The sequence below is a fragment of the Mycobacterium gordonae genome (genome assembly GCF_017086405.1).
GTDB lineage: Bacteria > Actinomycetota > Actinomycetes > Mycobacteriales > Mycobacteriaceae > Mycobacterium > Mycobacterium gordonae_D.
Genome location: NZ_CP070973.1, coordinates 6,367,299 through 6,382,427, shown reverse-complemented (window position 1 = coordinate 6,382,427; position 15,129 = coordinate 6,367,299). Strand labels below are relative to the sequence as shown.

General features: G+C 65.1%; 16 protein-coding genes. 8 read left to right on the top strand and 8 right to left on the bottom strand.

Going from position 1 to position 15,129, the window contains the following annotated elements; genetic code table 11:
• Positions 1-8: 8 nt before the first annotated feature.
• The 8 genes from JX552_RS27435 to JX552_RS27400 all read right to left on the bottom strand — a co-directional run bounded on the left by JX552_RS27435 (position 9) and on the right by JX552_RS27400 (position 8,076).
• Positions 9-2,000, bottom strand: coding sequence for an FAD-dependent oxidoreductase (locus JX552_RS27435; protein WP_205874906.1), 1,992 nt, complete (start codon positions 1,998-2,000; stop codon positions 9-11).
• A gap of 12 nt (positions 2,001-2,012) precedes the next feature.
• Positions 2,013-3,140, bottom strand: coding sequence for an NDMA-dependent alcohol dehydrogenase (locus JX552_RS27430; protein ID WP_205874905.1), 1,128 nt, complete (start codon positions 3,138-3,140; stop codon positions 2,013-2,015).
• Between the two features lie 156 nt (positions 3,141-3,296).
• Positions 3,297-3,842, bottom strand: a complete 546-nt coding sequence (locus JX552_RS27425) for a Cif family virulence factor (protein WP_205874904.1) — start codon at positions 3,840-3,842, stop codon at positions 3,297-3,299.
• Positions 3,842-4,048 carry a ferredoxin gene (locus tag JX552_RS27420; protein WP_205874903.1) on the bottom strand — a complete coding sequence of 69 codons (207 nt, stop codon included), beginning with the start codon at positions 4,046-4,048 and terminating at the stop codon, positions 3,842-3,844. Before JX552_RS27420 ends, JX552_RS27425 begins: the two co-directional genes overlap by 1 nt.
• A 5-nt stretch (positions 4,049-4,053) precedes the next feature.
• Positions 4,054-5,412: a cytochrome P450 gene (locus tag JX552_RS27415; RefSeq protein WP_205874902.1), complete on the bottom strand. Its 1,359-nt coding sequence runs from the start codon at positions 5,410-5,412 to the stop codon at positions 4,054-4,056.
• The gene (locus JX552_RS27410) at positions 5,409-6,233 is read right to left on the bottom strand and encodes an SDR family oxidoreductase (protein WP_205874901.1); all 825 of its coding nucleotides are present in this window, start codon (positions 6,231-6,233) and stop codon (positions 5,409-5,411) included. Before JX552_RS27410 ends, JX552_RS27415 begins: the two co-directional genes overlap by 4 nt.
• Positions 6,233-7,453 (bottom strand): cytochrome P450, encoded by a 1,221-nt coding sequence (locus JX552_RS27405; protein WP_205874900.1) that lies wholly within the window; start codon positions 7,451-7,453, stop codon positions 6,233-6,235. The genes JX552_RS27410 and JX552_RS27405 overlap by 1 nt, the downstream gene beginning before the upstream one ends.
• Positions 7,450-8,076, bottom strand: a complete 627-nt coding sequence (locus JX552_RS27400) for a TetR/AcrR family transcriptional regulator (RefSeq protein WP_431195899.1) — start codon at positions 8,074-8,076, stop codon at positions 7,450-7,452. Before JX552_RS27400 ends, JX552_RS27405 begins: the two co-directional genes overlap by 4 nt.
• A 216-nt stretch (positions 8,077-8,292) precedes the next feature.
• On the opposite strand from JX552_RS27400, the gene JX552_RS27395 reads away from it, so the two are divergent.
• From JX552_RS27395 to JX552_RS27360, 8 genes are all read left to right on the top strand, one after another.
• The gene (locus JX552_RS27395; RefSeq protein WP_205874899.1) at positions 8,293-9,762 is read left to right on the top strand and encodes an aldehyde dehydrogenase; all 1,470 of its coding nucleotides are present in this window, start codon (positions 8,293-8,295) and stop codon (positions 9,760-9,762) included.
• Positions 9,763-9,784: 22 nt separating this feature from the next.
• The gene (locus tag JX552_RS27390; protein WP_205874898.1) at positions 9,785-10,534 is read left to right on the top strand and encodes an SDR family oxidoreductase; all 750 of its coding nucleotides are present in this window, start codon (positions 9,785-9,787) and stop codon (positions 10,532-10,534) included.
• Between the two features lie 105 nt (positions 10,535-10,639).
• A complete protein-coding gene (locus tag JX552_RS27385) occupies positions 10,640-11,497 on the top strand; it encodes an NAD(P)-dependent oxidoreductase (RefSeq protein WP_205874897.1) in 858 nt (285 codons plus the stop codon).
• On the top strand, positions 11,497-11,928 hold the full coding sequence (locus JX552_RS27380; RefSeq protein WP_205874896.1) for a carboxymuconolactone decarboxylase family protein: 432 nt from the start codon (positions 11,497-11,499) through the stop codon (positions 11,926-11,928). The genes JX552_RS27385 and JX552_RS27380 overlap by 1 nt, the downstream gene beginning before the upstream one ends.
• 132 nt (positions 11,929-12,060) lie before the next feature.
• The gene (locus JX552_RS27375) at positions 12,061-12,513 is read left to right on the top strand and encodes a 6-pyruvoyl trahydropterin synthase family protein (RefSeq protein ID WP_205874895.1); all 453 of its coding nucleotides are present in this window, start codon (positions 12,061-12,063) and stop codon (positions 12,511-12,513) included.
• 79 nt (positions 12,514-12,592) lie between these two features.
• Entirely contained in the window at positions 12,593-13,021 is a 429-nt protein-coding gene (locus JX552_RS27370) for a 6-pyruvoyl trahydropterin synthase family protein (RefSeq protein ID WP_241010745.1), read from the top strand.
• Positions 13,022-13,127: 106 nt separating this feature from the next.
• A complete protein-coding gene (purD, locus tag JX552_RS27365; RefSeq protein WP_205874893.1) occupies positions 13,128-14,396 on the top strand; it encodes a phosphoribosylamine--glycine ligase in 1,269 nt (422 codons plus the stop codon).
• Positions 14,397-14,501: 105 nt separating this feature from the next.
• A complete protein-coding gene (locus tag JX552_RS27360; protein ID WP_205874892.1) occupies positions 14,502-15,089 on the top strand; it encodes a DUF6199 family natural product biosynthesis protein in 588 nt (195 codons plus the stop codon).
• The last annotated feature ends 40 nt before the right edge of the window (positions 15,090-15,129 follow it).

Here is a 15,129-nt window from a genome sequence, read left to right as displayed (position 1 = left end):
CTCCTTCTCTAGATTGCACACGCGGCACGAGCGCCGTCTTCGGTGGCTTTGCGGATCAGGCCCAGCCCGGTGCAGTCGCCCGCGGCGTGAACCGGGGTGTCGGGCAGTGCGTCGACCAGCGCGTTGAGCAAAACGGTGTCGGGTTCGACGGTGCCGGCGATGACGACGGTGTCGGCGGCCAGTTCGCGGACGACGCCGCCGGACGGTGTGAAAATCACTGCGCCGGAGGTGATCCGCTCGACTTCGGCGCGCACGTGCACGGTGACGCCCAGCCGGTCCAGGCGATCGGTGTGTTCGGTCTTGCGCTTGTTGCCGATCTCGGGTGCGATGTCTGCGTCGCTCTCGAGTATCGAGACCAGTCGGCCGCGTGCCGCCAGGAACTCGGCCAGTTCGAGCGCCACCAAGTCACCGCCGATGACCGTGACCCTGCGGCCGAACGGCATCCAGGCGCGGCTGGCCATCCGCACCGCCTCGGGACGCAGCAGCCGCCGACCGTCGAGCATGCTGCGCAGACCGGGTCCGGTGTGCACGTGCGGTAGCTGAGCTCCCGGAATCGCCGGCACCGCGACCCGGCCGCCGGTGGCCACCACCACCGCTTCCGGTGCCGACGCGACGACGTCGTGCACCGCAACATTCCGGCCCAGTACCGTTTCAGCGCCGCTGAGCCCGACCTCCCGGCGCAGGTACCGCAGGAAGGGCCGATTCTCGGGGTGCAGCACGCTTGCCCAGCGCAGGGCACCGCCGAGTTGCCGGCCGCGCTCGAACAGCGTCACTCGGTGGCCACGGCCGGCAGCCACCCGCGCCGCCTCCAGCCCGGCCGGTCCTCCCCCGATCACCACCACCCGCTTGGCGCGCGCAACCGCGGGTGCCGCGAGTGCGCGTTCCCGGCCGGTGCGCGGATTCACCGCGCAGTCGACCGAGAAGCGTTGTTCCATTGCATCGATACAGTTTTCGCAGGAAATGCACATGCGAACCCGGTGCGCCTGACCGGATCCCAGCTTGCGCGGCAGCTCCGGGTCGGCGAGCAACGGGCGACCCATGGCGATGAAATCGGCGCGGCCGTCGGCCAGGATGCGTTCGGCCCGCACGGGGTGGTGGATGCGTCCGACGGCGATCACCGGCACATCGACCACCTGCTTGACGGCGCCAGCGGCGCCAACGTTCACCGCTTCGCCGTCGTCGGCGCTGTTGACCATGCCCGTGACGAGCCGGTCGATCACGCCGCCACTGACGTGAAACGCGTCAACGCCCGCGGCGACGAGTTCTGGTGCCATCCGGGCGGTTTCGTAGATGGGCCGGCCACCCGCAACGCGCTCGTATCCGGAGATGCGCAGGGTTATCGGCAGCGCTTGGCCGATCTCACTACGGATCGCGGCCAGCGTTTCCAGCACCACTCGCAGCCTGCCGTGTGCGGTGTGCCCGCTGTAGCGGTCGGTACGCCGGTTACGTTGTGGCGCAAGGAAAGAACCCAGCAGCATGTAGCCGTGCGCGGCGTGCAGCTCGATCCCGTCGTAGCCGGCTTCGACGGCCCGGCGGGCGGCTGCCTTGAACAGGTCGAGCACCGCGGTGAGCTGGGCACCGGTGATCTCCACCGACGGACGCCCGGTGAGATATGACGGAACCACCGACGGTCCCAGCGACGTCGCGCCGAACATCTCCGGTCCCAGGCCGTCGGGCCCGGCATGCACGATCTGCGGCTGGATCTTGGCGCCGTGTGCGTGCACCTCCTCCACCAGCGCCCGGTGTGCGTCCACGGCCGCGTCGGTGCCCAGGTGCAGCCCGCCCGGAGTCTCCGGGTGCTGCGGGTCGACTCCGGTGGCTCCCAACGTGATCAGACCGACGCCGCCCTTGGCGCGGGCGGCGAAGTAGTCACGTGTGCGCGCAGACGGCAGGCCGTCGGGGGTGCCGTACATCGTCTCCATCGGAGACATGACCATCCGGTTGCGCACGGTCATGGCGCCGATTCGCCCCGGCGCCAACAGGTGCGGAAAGCTGGTCACTCAGGACCAGGGCTACCGATCAGCGTCCGTGTAGCGGATCACGCCGCGAATGTTCTTGCCTTCCAGCATGTCCTGGTAGCCCTCGTTGATCTGCTCGAGGCGGTACTGGGTAGTGACCATGTCGTCCAGGTTCAGCTTGCCGGCTTTGTACATCGACAGCAGCTGCGGGATGTCGTATTGGGGGTTGCCACCGCCGAAGATGGTGCCCTGCAGGTTCTTCTGCATCAGGGTCAACATGGCGAGGTTGAGGGTGACGTTGGTGTCGAGCAGGCTGCCGATGGCGGTCAGCACGCAGGTGCCACCCTTCTGGGTGATGTTGAGGTAGTTGTCGATGTCGGAGCCTTGCAGCTCCCCGACGGTGACGACCACCTTGTGGGCCATCAACCCGTAGGTGACTTCCATGATGCCCATCAGTGCGGCGTTGATGTCCGGGTAGACATGGGTGGCGCCGAACTTCAGCGCCTGGTCGCGCTTCCACTCCACCGGGTCGATCGCGAAGATGAAACGTGCGCCGGCATTGACCGCGCCCTGCAGGGCCGCCATGCCGACGCCGCCGACGCCGACGATCGCGACATCCTGGCCGGGACGGATGTCGGCGGTGCGCACCGCCGAGCCGTAGCCGGTGGTGACGCCGCAGCCGACCAGCGCGGCAACCTCGAACGGGATGGATCGGTCGATCTTCACCACTGAACTGCGGTGCACGACCATGTACGGCGAGAACGTGCCGAGCAGCGTCATCGGGAAGACGTTCTGACCGCGGGCCTGGATACGGAACGTGCCGTCGCTCACGGCCGCCCCGGCCAGCAAGCCGGCACCGAGGTCACACAGGTTGCGCATGCCGGACTGACAGGTCGGGCATTGTCCGCAGGACGGGATGAAGGACAGCACCACGTGGTCGCCCGGGGCAATGTCTTCAACGCCGGGGCCGACCTCGGTGACAATGCCGGCGCCCTCGTGGCCGCCGAGCACGGGGAAGCCCGCCATCGGGATGCCGCCGGTCACCAGGTGGTGATCCGAGTGGCACATACCGGCCGCTTCCATCTGGATCTTGACCTCGTCCTTGGCGGGGTCGCCAATTTCGATTTCCTCGATGGACCACGGCTGGTTGAATTCCCAGATCAGTGCGCCTTTTGTCTTCACGGTGGACCTGACCCCATTTCGCCTTTGAATTGAGAGTGCCTGGCCCCATCATGCCCGGCACGGTGGTGATGAGTGCCACAGGGCACTCCTAACGGCCAGCATAGCGCGTTTAACAAAACAAATGCTTGGTTGGGTGGCGGCGACTGGTGTAACGCCTCACCAGAGCGGGACCGGCGCCTTGCCCAGCGGGTAGTAGCCGGGCAGCTTCTCGCCGGCGAGGCTGCGCTCGATGCGCTTCTGCATCCCCGGGGACAGCTTTCCGGATTTCATCAGGTCCAGGTACAACGCCTGCACATGGCCGAAGTCGAAGAAGTCGCGTTGCCACTCGATCTTGGCGTCGGCGTCGAGCCGGAACCAACTGCCGCCGATGCCGTAGATCTCCGAGCGGCCGCCGTCGGAGTCGATGGCGACCTGCTTCCAGAAGCCGACGATCTCGCCCAGCTTGTCATCGATGAGGACCTTCTGGTACGGGTACTGCCAGTTCTCCAGGCCCGCCATCTCCAGGCCCAGGGCGATGTCGCGGATCTCATCGATGCCGACGCACATCACGTCCTCTTTCGGCCCGATGTTCCAGCCGTAGGTGGCGTCGTCGGCGTAGAAGTCGGCCAGGGGCTTCCAGTCACCCTCCCGCTCGGCAACTCGATTTGTTTCCAGCCAGCGGTCGACCCAGTCTTCCAATACCTCGCGGGGGTGTGACGCCATCAGCTTTCCTTCTTTTTGATGAACAGTGCCTGGGTAGGACACGACTCGACGGCCCGCTCCACCTCGCCGCGGGCCTCTTCGGGCGGGTCGGCGTCGAGAATCTCGACCTTGCCGCGCTTGGGGACCCGGAAGTAATCCGGGGCCTCCAGTTCGCACATCGCATGGCCCTGGCACAGGTCCAGATCCGCTTCGATCCTGAATCCCATCGCCGTCAGTCCTGCACACGCTTGCGGTAGCGGACCTTTGCCGGCCGGGCCAGCTGCACCACCATCTTGGAATGGTCGTTGTGATAGCTGTCGGGGGGTTGTGCCATCTCGAACTCGTACTCGCGCAACAAGACCGAGAAGATCGCCTTGATCTGCATCTGGGCGAACGCGGCGCCGACGCAGCGGTGCCGGCCCGCCCCGAACGGAATCCAGGTCCAGCGGTTGACCAGGTCTTCCTGTCGCGGCTTCTCGTAGCGGTCGGGGTCGAAAGAATTGGGATCGGGGAAATCCTCCGGGATCCGGTTGGAGATCGCCGGGGACGCGGCGACGAAGTCGCCCTGGTGAATCGGGTAGCCCTCCACCTCGAACTCGCCCTGGGCCACCCGCATCAGGATGATCAACGGCGGGTGCAGCCGCAGCGTCTCCTTGAGCACGTTCTCTAGCTTCGGGATCTGGCGCAGCGCATGGAAACTCACCTCCTGGCCGTCGGCGTAGAGCTCGTCGAGTTCCTGGACGACCTCGGCGTAGGCCTGCGGGTGGCGCATGAGTTCGATCAACGTCCAGGCCGAGGTACCGGAACTGGTGTGGTGGCCGGCGAACATCAGTGAGATGAACATGCCGGTGACCTCGTCGGCGGAGAACCGGAGGTTGCCGTCCTCGTCCTTGATGGACACCAGCACGTCGAGCATGTCCCGGTCGCTCTTGTCCTTGGGCGGGTTGGCAATCCGCTGGTCCATGATCTCCTGCACCAGCGCCACCAGGCCCACCCGGGCTTCGTCGCGGACGCGGAAGCTCTCGATCGGCAGGTTGGGGTCGACGTAGCAGAGCGGGTCGGTGCCGCGCTCCAGCTGGTGGTAGAAGTGCGCGAACCGCGAGTCCAGCTGGTTGCGGAACTTCAGCCCGATCAGACAGGCGGTCGAGGTGTAAATCGTCAGCTCGGCGAAGAAGTCGAGCAGGTCGATCTCGCCTTCATCGCCCCAATCAGCCACCATCTTGCTCACTTCTCCCTCGATGGTGACGGCATGGCCCTTCATGTGTTCGCCGCGCAGCGCCGAATTGTGCAGCATCTCCTTGCGCCGCTCCGGGCTGGCGTCGAACACCACGCCCTTGCCGAAGATTGGCGTCATGAATGGGTATGCCTCGGCCTGATCCAGATCCTCGTCGGCCGAACGGAAGAAGAACTCGTTAGCCCCCGCGCCGGTGAGCAGGATGACGTGCTTGCCGGCCAGCTGGAACCAGCCGACGTCGCCGCATTCGTCGCGGACCCGCTGCATCAGGCCGATCGGGTCGGTGCGGAATTCCTCGAGGTGGCCGTGTTCCTCTTCGCCGCCGGAAACCCGTGGCACGGTCAGTTGGGTGGTCATGGATTCAAAGCCTTCTCATCGACTTTCAACTGTTGACGCTCTTTGTTGGTCACCAACGGCGCTTCGGGCTGCAGCTCCATGTTGACCACGAACCCACCCCGCGGCGTCTCGGCAACGAAGGTGATCGCCCGGGCCAGATCTGACGCCCGCAGGAAGTAGTCGTGGCGGGCCTGTCCCCACTTGGCCCAGTCTTCCAGCGCGGGACCGATCAACTCGGCCGGCAGGCTCCAGCCCATCCCGGTCTTCGTCGGCCCTGGGTGCACGATCGACGCGCGCACGCCGGTGCCTTCCAGTTCCATCTGCAGGTTGGTGACCATGGCGATCAGTCCGGCCTTGGCCGCGCCGTAGGCGCCCATGTGCGGGCGCTGCCGTAGCGCGACATCGGAGCCGACGAAGATCAGGTCGCCGCGCTGACGCTCCAGCATGCCCGGAAGCACCGCTGTGGCAAGCCGGTTCGCCCCGATCAAGTGGATCTGCAGCTGCGACTCGAACGCCTCGCTGTCGATCTCGTGCAGCTTGCCGAAGTACGTGTCGCCGGCTCCGGCCACCAGCACCTCGATGTCGCCCAGTTGCTCGGCGGCTTGCCGCACAAAGCTTTTGACCGACTCCGGGTCGGTGACGTCCAGGGGCAGCGCGACCGCCTCACCGCCCTCGGCGCGGATCTTCTCGACGAGCTCCTGGCATTTGTCCACCCGGCGCGCGCCGAGCGCCACCGGAAAACCATGGGCGGCAAGCTCAACCGCGGTCGCGGCACCGATACCCGAGGACGCGCCCGCGACAATGGCGGGCCGGCGAGCGGGATGCGGGTCGAAGCGGGGCATCAGGCAACCTCCACGGTGACCGGTAGGTGAGCGAACCCGCGGACATTGCTGGAGTGGACGCGGACGGCGCTGGCCTCGTCCACCTGGTATCCGCGGATTCGCTTGAACAACTCGGTTAGTGCCACCCGCGCTTCCATCCGGGCCAGGTGCGCCCCTAGGCAGAAGTGCGCGCCACTGCCGAAACTCAGCAGCTTCGAACCGATGTCACGGCCGATCAGGAAGTCGTCCGGCCGGTCGAACACCCGCTCGTCGCGATGGGCCGAGCCGGGCAACAGCAGCAGTACGTCACCTTCGGGAATCGTGGTGCCGTAGAGCTCGAGTGGACCGGAGACGGTGCGGGCCAGGATTTGGCTGGACGTGTCGTAACGCAACGTCTCCTCGACCCACAGCGGAATCCGGGACGGATCGGCGTAGACCGGGGCCAGCTGATCGGGATTCTTGTGCCCCCAGAACGCAGCGTTGGCCAGGAGTTTCGTGGTCGTCTCATTGCCGGCGATCACCATGAGGAACATGAAACCGAGGACTTCCTCGTCGGTGAGCCGGTCGCCGTCGATCTCGGCCTCCAGCAGCGCTGAGGTCAGGTCATCGGTCAACTTCGTGCGGCGTTCGGCGATCATGCCCTGGTAGTAGACGATCAGGTTGATCGACGCCTCGATCGCCGATGCCGGCACATCGGTGACGCCGTCCTCGCGGTGCATGACGCCGTCGGCCCAGGCCCGGATCTGGTCGCGGTCGGCCGCCGGCACGCCCATCAGTTCCGAGATCACGTCCATCGGCAGCTTGCCGGCGAATTCGGCGACATAGTCCACCGTGCCGCCTGGTCCGGCTTTGTCCAGCATGACGTCGAGGTGCTGCACGGCGAGTTCGGTCACTCGCGGTTCGAGTTCGCGAATCCGGCGCGGTGTGAACCCTTTTGACACCAGGGTGCGCAGCCGTAGGTGTGCCGGGTCGTCCATGGCCAGAAACGACATGGTCTTCGACGCGTGCGGGCCGCGGGATACGGGGTCCAGGGATACACCATCGCGGTTGGACAGCGTGGTGCTGTTGCGAAATCCTTGGTGCACGTCAGCATGCCGCGAAACCGCCCAGAATCCGAGCGCTTCGTTGTGGTAGAGCGGGGCCTCGTCGCGCAACCGGCGGTAATACGGGTACGGGTCCTCGTGGAAGTCGTAGTCGTAGGGGTCGAGTACAAGTTCTGGATCCCCGACGTGAATCGTCATGAGTCAGTGCCTTTCTCGGCCCCGGCCAGAATGAGCCTCACCACTTCGGCCAACCGGTCGGCAATGTCGTGATACGTGAATTCGCCGCTGCCGGCCTGGACCAGCGCCCCGAAGAAGGCCATCTGTAGGGCGGCAACGGTGCCGGCCTCGGCGCCCGGCCCGATGGCCGAGGCGATGCGGCGGTGGATCTCCGCACCGATCCGGTCGCGGACGGCCCGCACCGCGGGATCTGTGCCACCCCCCATGAGTGCGGCGGTGCACGCCGCGCCCACCTCCGGTTCGTCGGCGACGACCAGTGCCAGGTGCCGCAGCGCTTGATCCACGCGGGCGTGCATGGCGACGTTCACGTCGGTGAAGTAGGGCACCTGCCGCACCAGATCCAGGTAGACCTCGGCGATCAGATGGTTCTTGGATGAGAAGTACGTGTAGGCGGTGGCGGGCGCGACCTTGGCCTTGGCCGCCACCATCCGCACGGTCAGATCGGCGTAGGTGTTCTCTCGCATGGTCTGCATGCCGGCGGCCAGTACCTTGCGGAAGGTTTCCTCTTGGCGGCGGTTACGTGGGGTTCTGCCGGCCGGCTGCTGAGCCTGGTCGGCCACCGAAACCGCAGTATCGCTGGACACATGTCCAAGCTAAGGGATGGTCGCACCGCTAAGCAACCCCTGCAAGGAAAAGCCCTTTTCAATCGCGTTTCCGAACCGATGACGGCCAATCACATTGCCGGCTCTTGCACCGCCACCGACTTCGGGGCTATGGTTCGACGAAACAATATCGGACAGTTGTCCATTCGGCTTGGTCGTCAGCTTCGGACGGCTGAGCGCACCTGGTGGGAGTGTTAGATGGCCCTGTTGGCCGACGGCGTGAGTGCTCTGTTCATCGACGGAACGTTCTCGGAGGGCGCGGCAGGCACCTTCCCGACGGCGAACCCGGCCACGGAGGAGGTGCTGGGCGTCGCGGCCGACGCCGATGCGCACGACATGGGCCGCGCCATCCAGGCGGCGCGCCGTGCGTTCGACGACACCGACTGGTCGCGCAACACCGAATTGCGCGTTCGGTGCATCCGACAGCTGCGCGAGGGGATGCAGAAGCACACCGAAGAACTACGAGAACTCACCATCGCCGAAGTCGGAGCGCCGCGGATGCTGACCTCGATGGCTCAGCTGGAAGGACCGGTCAACGATCTGGCGTTCGCGGCGGACACCGCCGAAAGTTACGTGTGGAACCAGGATCTGGGCCAGGCGTCGCCGATGGGCATCCCGACCCGGCGCACCATCGCCCGTGAAGCGGTCGGTGTCGTCGGCGCTATCACCCCGTGGAACTTCCCGCACCAGATCAACCTCGCCAAGCTGGGTCCCGCCTTGGCGGCCGGCAACACCATGGTGCTCAAGCCCGCACCCGACACGCCATGGTGCGCAGCGGTGCTCGGAGAACTCATTGCCGAGCACACCGACATCCCGCCGGGTGTGGTGAACATCGTTACCTCCAGCGATCACAGCGTGGGCGCCTTGCTCGCTAAAGACCCTCGGGTGGACATGATTTCGTTCACCGGATCTACCGCCACCGGCCGCAACGTGATGAGCGATTCGGCGGCCACCATCAAGAAGGTGTTCCTGGAGCTGGGCGGAAAGTCGGCGTTCGTCGTACTCGACGACGCGGATATGGCCGCCGCGTGCGCGATGGCGGGGTTCACCGCATCCATGCATGCCGGGCAAGGCTGTGCGATCACCACGCGTCTGGTGGTGCCGCGGGCGCAGTACGACGACGCCGTCGCTGCTGCGGCGGGAACCATGTCCGGGATCAGGCCGGGTGACCCCGACGACCCCGGAACCGTCTGCGGCCCTTTGATTTCGGCGCGCCAGCGCGACCGTGTGCAAAGCTACCTCGATTCGGCGATCGCCGAAGGCGGCACCTTCGCCTGTGGCGGCGGTCGCCCGGCGGGAAGAGATGTCGGCTATTTCATCGAACCCACCGTGATCGCCGGTCTGGGTAACGATGCCCGCGTCGCCCGGGAGGAGATTTTCGGGCCGGTGCTCACGGTGATCGCCCATGACGGCGACGAGGACGCGCTGCGGATCGCCAACGACTCATCATATGGCTTGTCGGGCACCGTGTTCAGTGCGGACCAAGACCGGGCCGCCCGCTTCGCCGCGCGGATGCGGGTGGGCACCGTCAACATCAACGGTGGAGTCTGGTACTCCGCGGATGCGCCGTTCGGCGGATACAAGCAGTCCGGTAACGGCCGCGAGATGGGCGTGGCCGGCTTCGAAGAATACTTGGAAATCAAAACCATTGCGACTATGGCCATTTGAAAGTGGAGTAGAGGAGCGCAGCGTGCAGTTCGAGAACAAGGTAGCCATCGTCACCGGGTCCGGTGGCGGTATCGGCCAGGCGTACGTCGAGGCGCTGGCCCGGGAGGGTGCGGCTGTGGTGGTGGCCGACATCAACGCCGAGGCGGCAGAGGGGGTGGCCAAACAGATTGTCGCCGACGGCGGAACCGCTATCAGCGTTCCGGTGGACGTGTCCGACCCGGCATCGGCCAAGGCGATGGCCGATCGGACCCTGGCCGAGTTCGGCGGGATCGACTACCTGGTCAACAACGCCGCGATCTTCGGCGGCATGAAGCTGGATTTCCTGCTCACCGTCGACCCGGAGTATTACAAGCGGTTCATGAGCGTGAACCTCGACGGCGCCCTGTGGTGCACCCGCGCGGTCTACAAGAAGATGGCCAAGCGTGGCGGCGGGGCAATCGTCAATCAGTCGTCCACCGCGGCGTGGCTGTACGCCAACTTCTACGGCCTGGCCAAGGTCGGCATCAACGGCCTCACCCAACAACTTTCGCGGGAGCTGGGCGGCCAGAACATCCGGATCAACGCCATCGCACCCGGCCCCATCGACACCGAGGCCAACCGGACCACCACGCCCAAGCAGATCGTCGACGACATCGTCAAGGGACTTCCGTTGTCGCGCATGGGAACCCCGGACGATCTGGTGGGCATGTGTCTGTTCTTGTTGAGCGATCAGGCCCGTTGGATCACCGGGCAGATCTTCAACGTCGACGGCGGACAGATCATCCGGTCGTGACCACGCGCCGACGACGATGCAGAGCGGAGCGATGAGGAGGAGTGGCGCCAGTGTCTGACGCGCCGACGACGATGCAGAGCGGAGCGATGAGGAGGAGTGGCGCCAGTGTCTGACGCGCCGAAACTGGGATACATCGGGTTGGGCAATATGGGCGCCCCGATGGCCAAGAAGATGTCCGAATGGCCGGGCGGCCTGACGGTTTACGACGTTCGGGCCGAAGCGATGGCGCCGTTCGCTGACCGAGGCGCCCGCCTCGCCGATAGCGTGGCCGACGTCGCGTCCGCCGACATTATCAGCGTGACCGTGCTCAACGACGAGCAGGTGCGGGACGTGGTGCATGCACTGGCAACGACCGCAAAACCCGGCACCGTGGTCGCGATCCACTCGACGATCAGCGACACCACCGCCGAAGAGTTGGCGGGTGAGCTGAATACGCAGGGCGTTTACGTCATCGATGCGCCGGTCAGTGGTGGTGGTCGCGCCGCGCGTTTCGGTCAGTTGGCGACCATGGTCGGGGCGAGCGATGAGGTGTTCGCCCGCGTGAAAGAGCCGTTCGAGCATTGGGCGGAGCTGGTGGTGCACGCGGGGCCGCCCGGCGCGGGCACGCGGATGAAGTTGGCTCGCAACATGCTCACCTTCACGACATACGCGGCGGTGGGAGAGGCATGGAAGCTGGCTGAGGCTGCCGGCCTGAACCTGCAGGACCTCGGCAACGTGGTGCGTCACACGGATAAACTGACCGGCGGAGCCGGGTCGATCATGTTCCGCGACGACACGAAAGATCTTGAGCCGGGCCACTTCCTCTACGACGGGTTTACCCATACCCGTGGTCTCGGCGAGAAGGATCTGGGTCTGGCCCTGGCCCTTGCCGAATCGGTCTCGGTCGACCTGCCGCTGGCTAAGCTGGCTCTCGAATGGCTGGCGCCGGGCCTCGGGGTGCCGCATACAGAGAAAGACGCGTGATGGACGAACTGCGCCGCAAGGGCCTGGAGAAGATGAACGAGGTCTACGGCTGGGAGATGCCCAATATCGAGGGCGACCCCTACTTCGACCTGACCGTCGACCACCTGTTCGGTTCAATCTGGACGCGACCGGGGCTGTCGATGCGGGACAAGCGCATCATGACGCTCACCGCGGTGACCGCCGTCGGGAATCGCGATCTGGCCGAGATCCAGATCAATGCAGCGCTGCTGAACGGGGAACTGAGCGAGACCGAGCTGAAGGAAATGGCTCTGTTTCTTACCCACTACCTGGGCTTCCCGCTGGGGTCGGCGCTCAACGGCGCAGTCGACACCGTGGTAGCCAGGCGCAAGAAGGCGGCGGCGAAGGGCGCGGAAGAAGACAAGAAAGCCAATGTCGAGCGCGCGCTCAAGATGAACTCGGGCGGGGCCTGAGCTCGCCGTCGGACAGGGCGGGTTGCCACCCACGAATTGACCGCTTCCTGACACTTCACTCGTCCTGCGTCCGCGGCTGCCTTTAGCTTGCACAGGGCGAGGCAGGCAGCAGATTGCTGTGAAGCTCAGGAAGTGGAGACCTCAGTGGGTCATACGATCGAAAAGACTTTTCGATTCGATGCGGGTCATCGATCGTTGGGATTCGACTATAAAAAAGAAGAGACGATCCATGGTCATACTTGGCAACTGAAGCTGGTATTAGAGTTCAAAGGTGAGTTGAACGGTATGAAAACCGTCTTCGACACCAATGACTTGGCCGTCATCGTCAAACCGGTCATCGATGATTTGGACCACTCTTTCATCATCTGGGACAAGGACCCCATATTCGATGAGTTCGTCAAAGTCTGCGAACTGGCGCATATCGAGGACAAGATTTACCAGGTCGATTTCAATCCAACTATCGAAGGCCTCGTGCAACATATCTACGAGCGAATAAGCGGCAAACTGCAACTCGACGGTTGCGCGCTCAGACGCGCAGAACTCCGCTGCGCTTCGACACTTAATGCCAGTTACGGGCTCGACTAGTGGACGAAGGGGAAACATGCCCTACACCATCAAACAAACCATCCGGCTGGAGATGGGACATCGTACTTGGACGCACGATATGCGCACCAGTCGCGGTGGCAGTGAGCTCTACACACCGGACCTGATTGCGAACAAGTGCGCGAATCTGCACGGCCACACCATATTCGTCTCGGTAACCCTTGTCGGTGACGCGCTGGACGAGCAGTACTTCCTGCTCGACACCGACCTGCTGGAAAATGCATTTCGGCCGATACTCGACGAGGTGGATCACGCGTTCGTGGTCGATAGGAGCGACCCGCTGTACGACGATATCGCCGCGGTGGCCAAAAAAGGTGGACTCAAATTGTGCACCGTGGACTTCTCACCCACTTTCGAGGCGTTGGTTCGGCATTTCTATGACCGCCTGCAATCGACCATCAATGTCAACGGGTTGGCCGACCAACTTCGGATCGCCGAGATGAAGGTGCTCGGTGAACAAACCGTCGAGGCCACCTACTGCGGCGGGTAGGCCCGGTGTGCGGCCGGACATTGCGCCGGTCGCCGGCCCGCTTCGCAGTGCACTAGGACAACCTGCGAAACCCGTTGTTGCCGTGATGCCGCTAGTGTGACCTGTCGTGCGCGTCCTGGTGATCGGCTCCGGTGCCCGTGAACATGCCCTGCTGCTGGCGCTCAGCAGAGACCCGCAGGTCACGGGTTTGGTCATCGCGCCCGGCAACGCCGGCACCGCCCGGCTGGCCGAGCAGCACGACGTCGATATCACCTCCGCTGACCAGGTCGTGGCCCTGGCGCGCAAGGTCGAGGCCGACCTCGTCGTCATCGGTCCCGAGGTGCCGCTGGTTCTCGGGGTGGCCGACGCCCTGCGCGCCGCCGGCATCGTCTGTTTCGGACCCGGCCGGGACGCGGCGCGGATCGAGGGCTCCAAAGCCTTCGCCAAAGAAGTCATGGCCGCGGCCGGAGTGCGGACCGCTGCCAGTGAAATCGTCGACAACCCGGCACATTTGGACGCCGCGCTCGGACGCTTCGGGCCACCGGCCGGTAACCCCGCCTGGGTGGTCAAGGACGACTCGCTGGCCGCCGGAAAAGGCGTGGTGGTCACCGCTGACCGCGAGGCTGCTCGCGCTCACGCCGCCAGCCTGCTCGAGTCGGGTCATCCTGTGCTGCTCGAGTCTTTTCTGGACGGGCCCGAGGTCTCCTTGTTCTGCGTGCTCGACGGCGCGACGGTGGTGCCGTTGCTGCCCGCGCAGGACTTCAAACGGGTCGGTGACGGTGATGCCGGCCCCAACACCGGCGGCATGGGGGCATATGCGCCGCTGTCGTGGCTGCCCGAAGCCGTCTACCGCGAGATTGTCAACCAGGTGGTCGAACCCGTCGCGGCCGAGCTCGTTCGGCGCGGTAGCCCGTTCAACGGCTTGCTGTACGCCGGCCTGGCGATCACCTCCACCGGCCCGGCCGTGGTCGAGTTCAACTGTCGCTTCGGTGATCCGGAGACGCAGGCGGTTCTGGCACTCCTGGAGTCGCCGCTGGGCCAGTTACTGTATGCAGCCGGCAGCGGAAGGCTGGCTGACTTCGAGCCATTGCGGTGGCGTGACGGTGCTGCCGTGACGGTGGTGTTGGCCGCGGAGAACTATCCCGGGCGGCCGCGGGTCGGCGATGTCATCGTCGGCTCGGAAGCCGACGGCGTCCTGCACGCCGGCACCGCACGCCGCGGCGACGGCGCGATTGTCTCCTCCGGCGGCCGGGTGCTGTCGGTGGTCGGCACCGGTGTCGACCTGGCCGAGGCGCGTGCCCGCGCGTACGGAATCCTCGGCTCGATTCGATTGCCCGGCGGGCACTTCCGCACCGATATCGGACAGCGAGCCGCCGAAGGGAACATCAACCTCTAGATCCGGTCTCGCCGGCACGGTCACACTCTGCACCTGACTTGAAATCGCGGTCCGGGGCGCCTATCAACGTCATATCGCCGCGCGGGTGGCGAATCGGATCGCTTGGTGATCGGGCGTGAAACGGAGGGAGTCTTCGTGCTGTTCCTCGGACTGGCGCTGTTTGTGATCGCTGCGCTGCTGGTGTATTTGGCGCTTCACCCGCGGGAGGCGTTCTACCTGGATGAGGGTTGGAAGTTCGAGGCTCCCCCCGAGCCATCCGAAACCTATGTCACGGTCAACGTGGCCGGCCGAATGATCGGCGCTGCACTGGCGGTCGGCATCGGTGTCTGGGTGATCGTCGAAGGCTTTCACGAGCATGCCGTCGCTGATCAGCACCATGCCCTGATCGCCTCGACTGAGCGGTGCAAGCAAGAGGTTCAGCCACGCTTCACGGCCCAGGTCAAATGGGAGGCGGCGTTGGTGGCCAATCCAGACGAAGTGAGACAGCTCGCCCGGGACCTATCGGTGGACGTGGAGATCACGCGTGCGCAACGGCCCGACTATGTGAGCGGCCGCGCCGACCGGACCGTGCCCTATGACGTGGTGCGGGTGTTTGACCCGAAGAGGACGGGCAATAGCAAGGACCTGTTCGTCCTTGATGGCAGCTCCCACATGTGGCAGGTCGATGATCGACCGCTGACCTCGTGCAGATGAATCGTGACCATCCTTGCGTGGCGCTCTTGGCAGCGATATG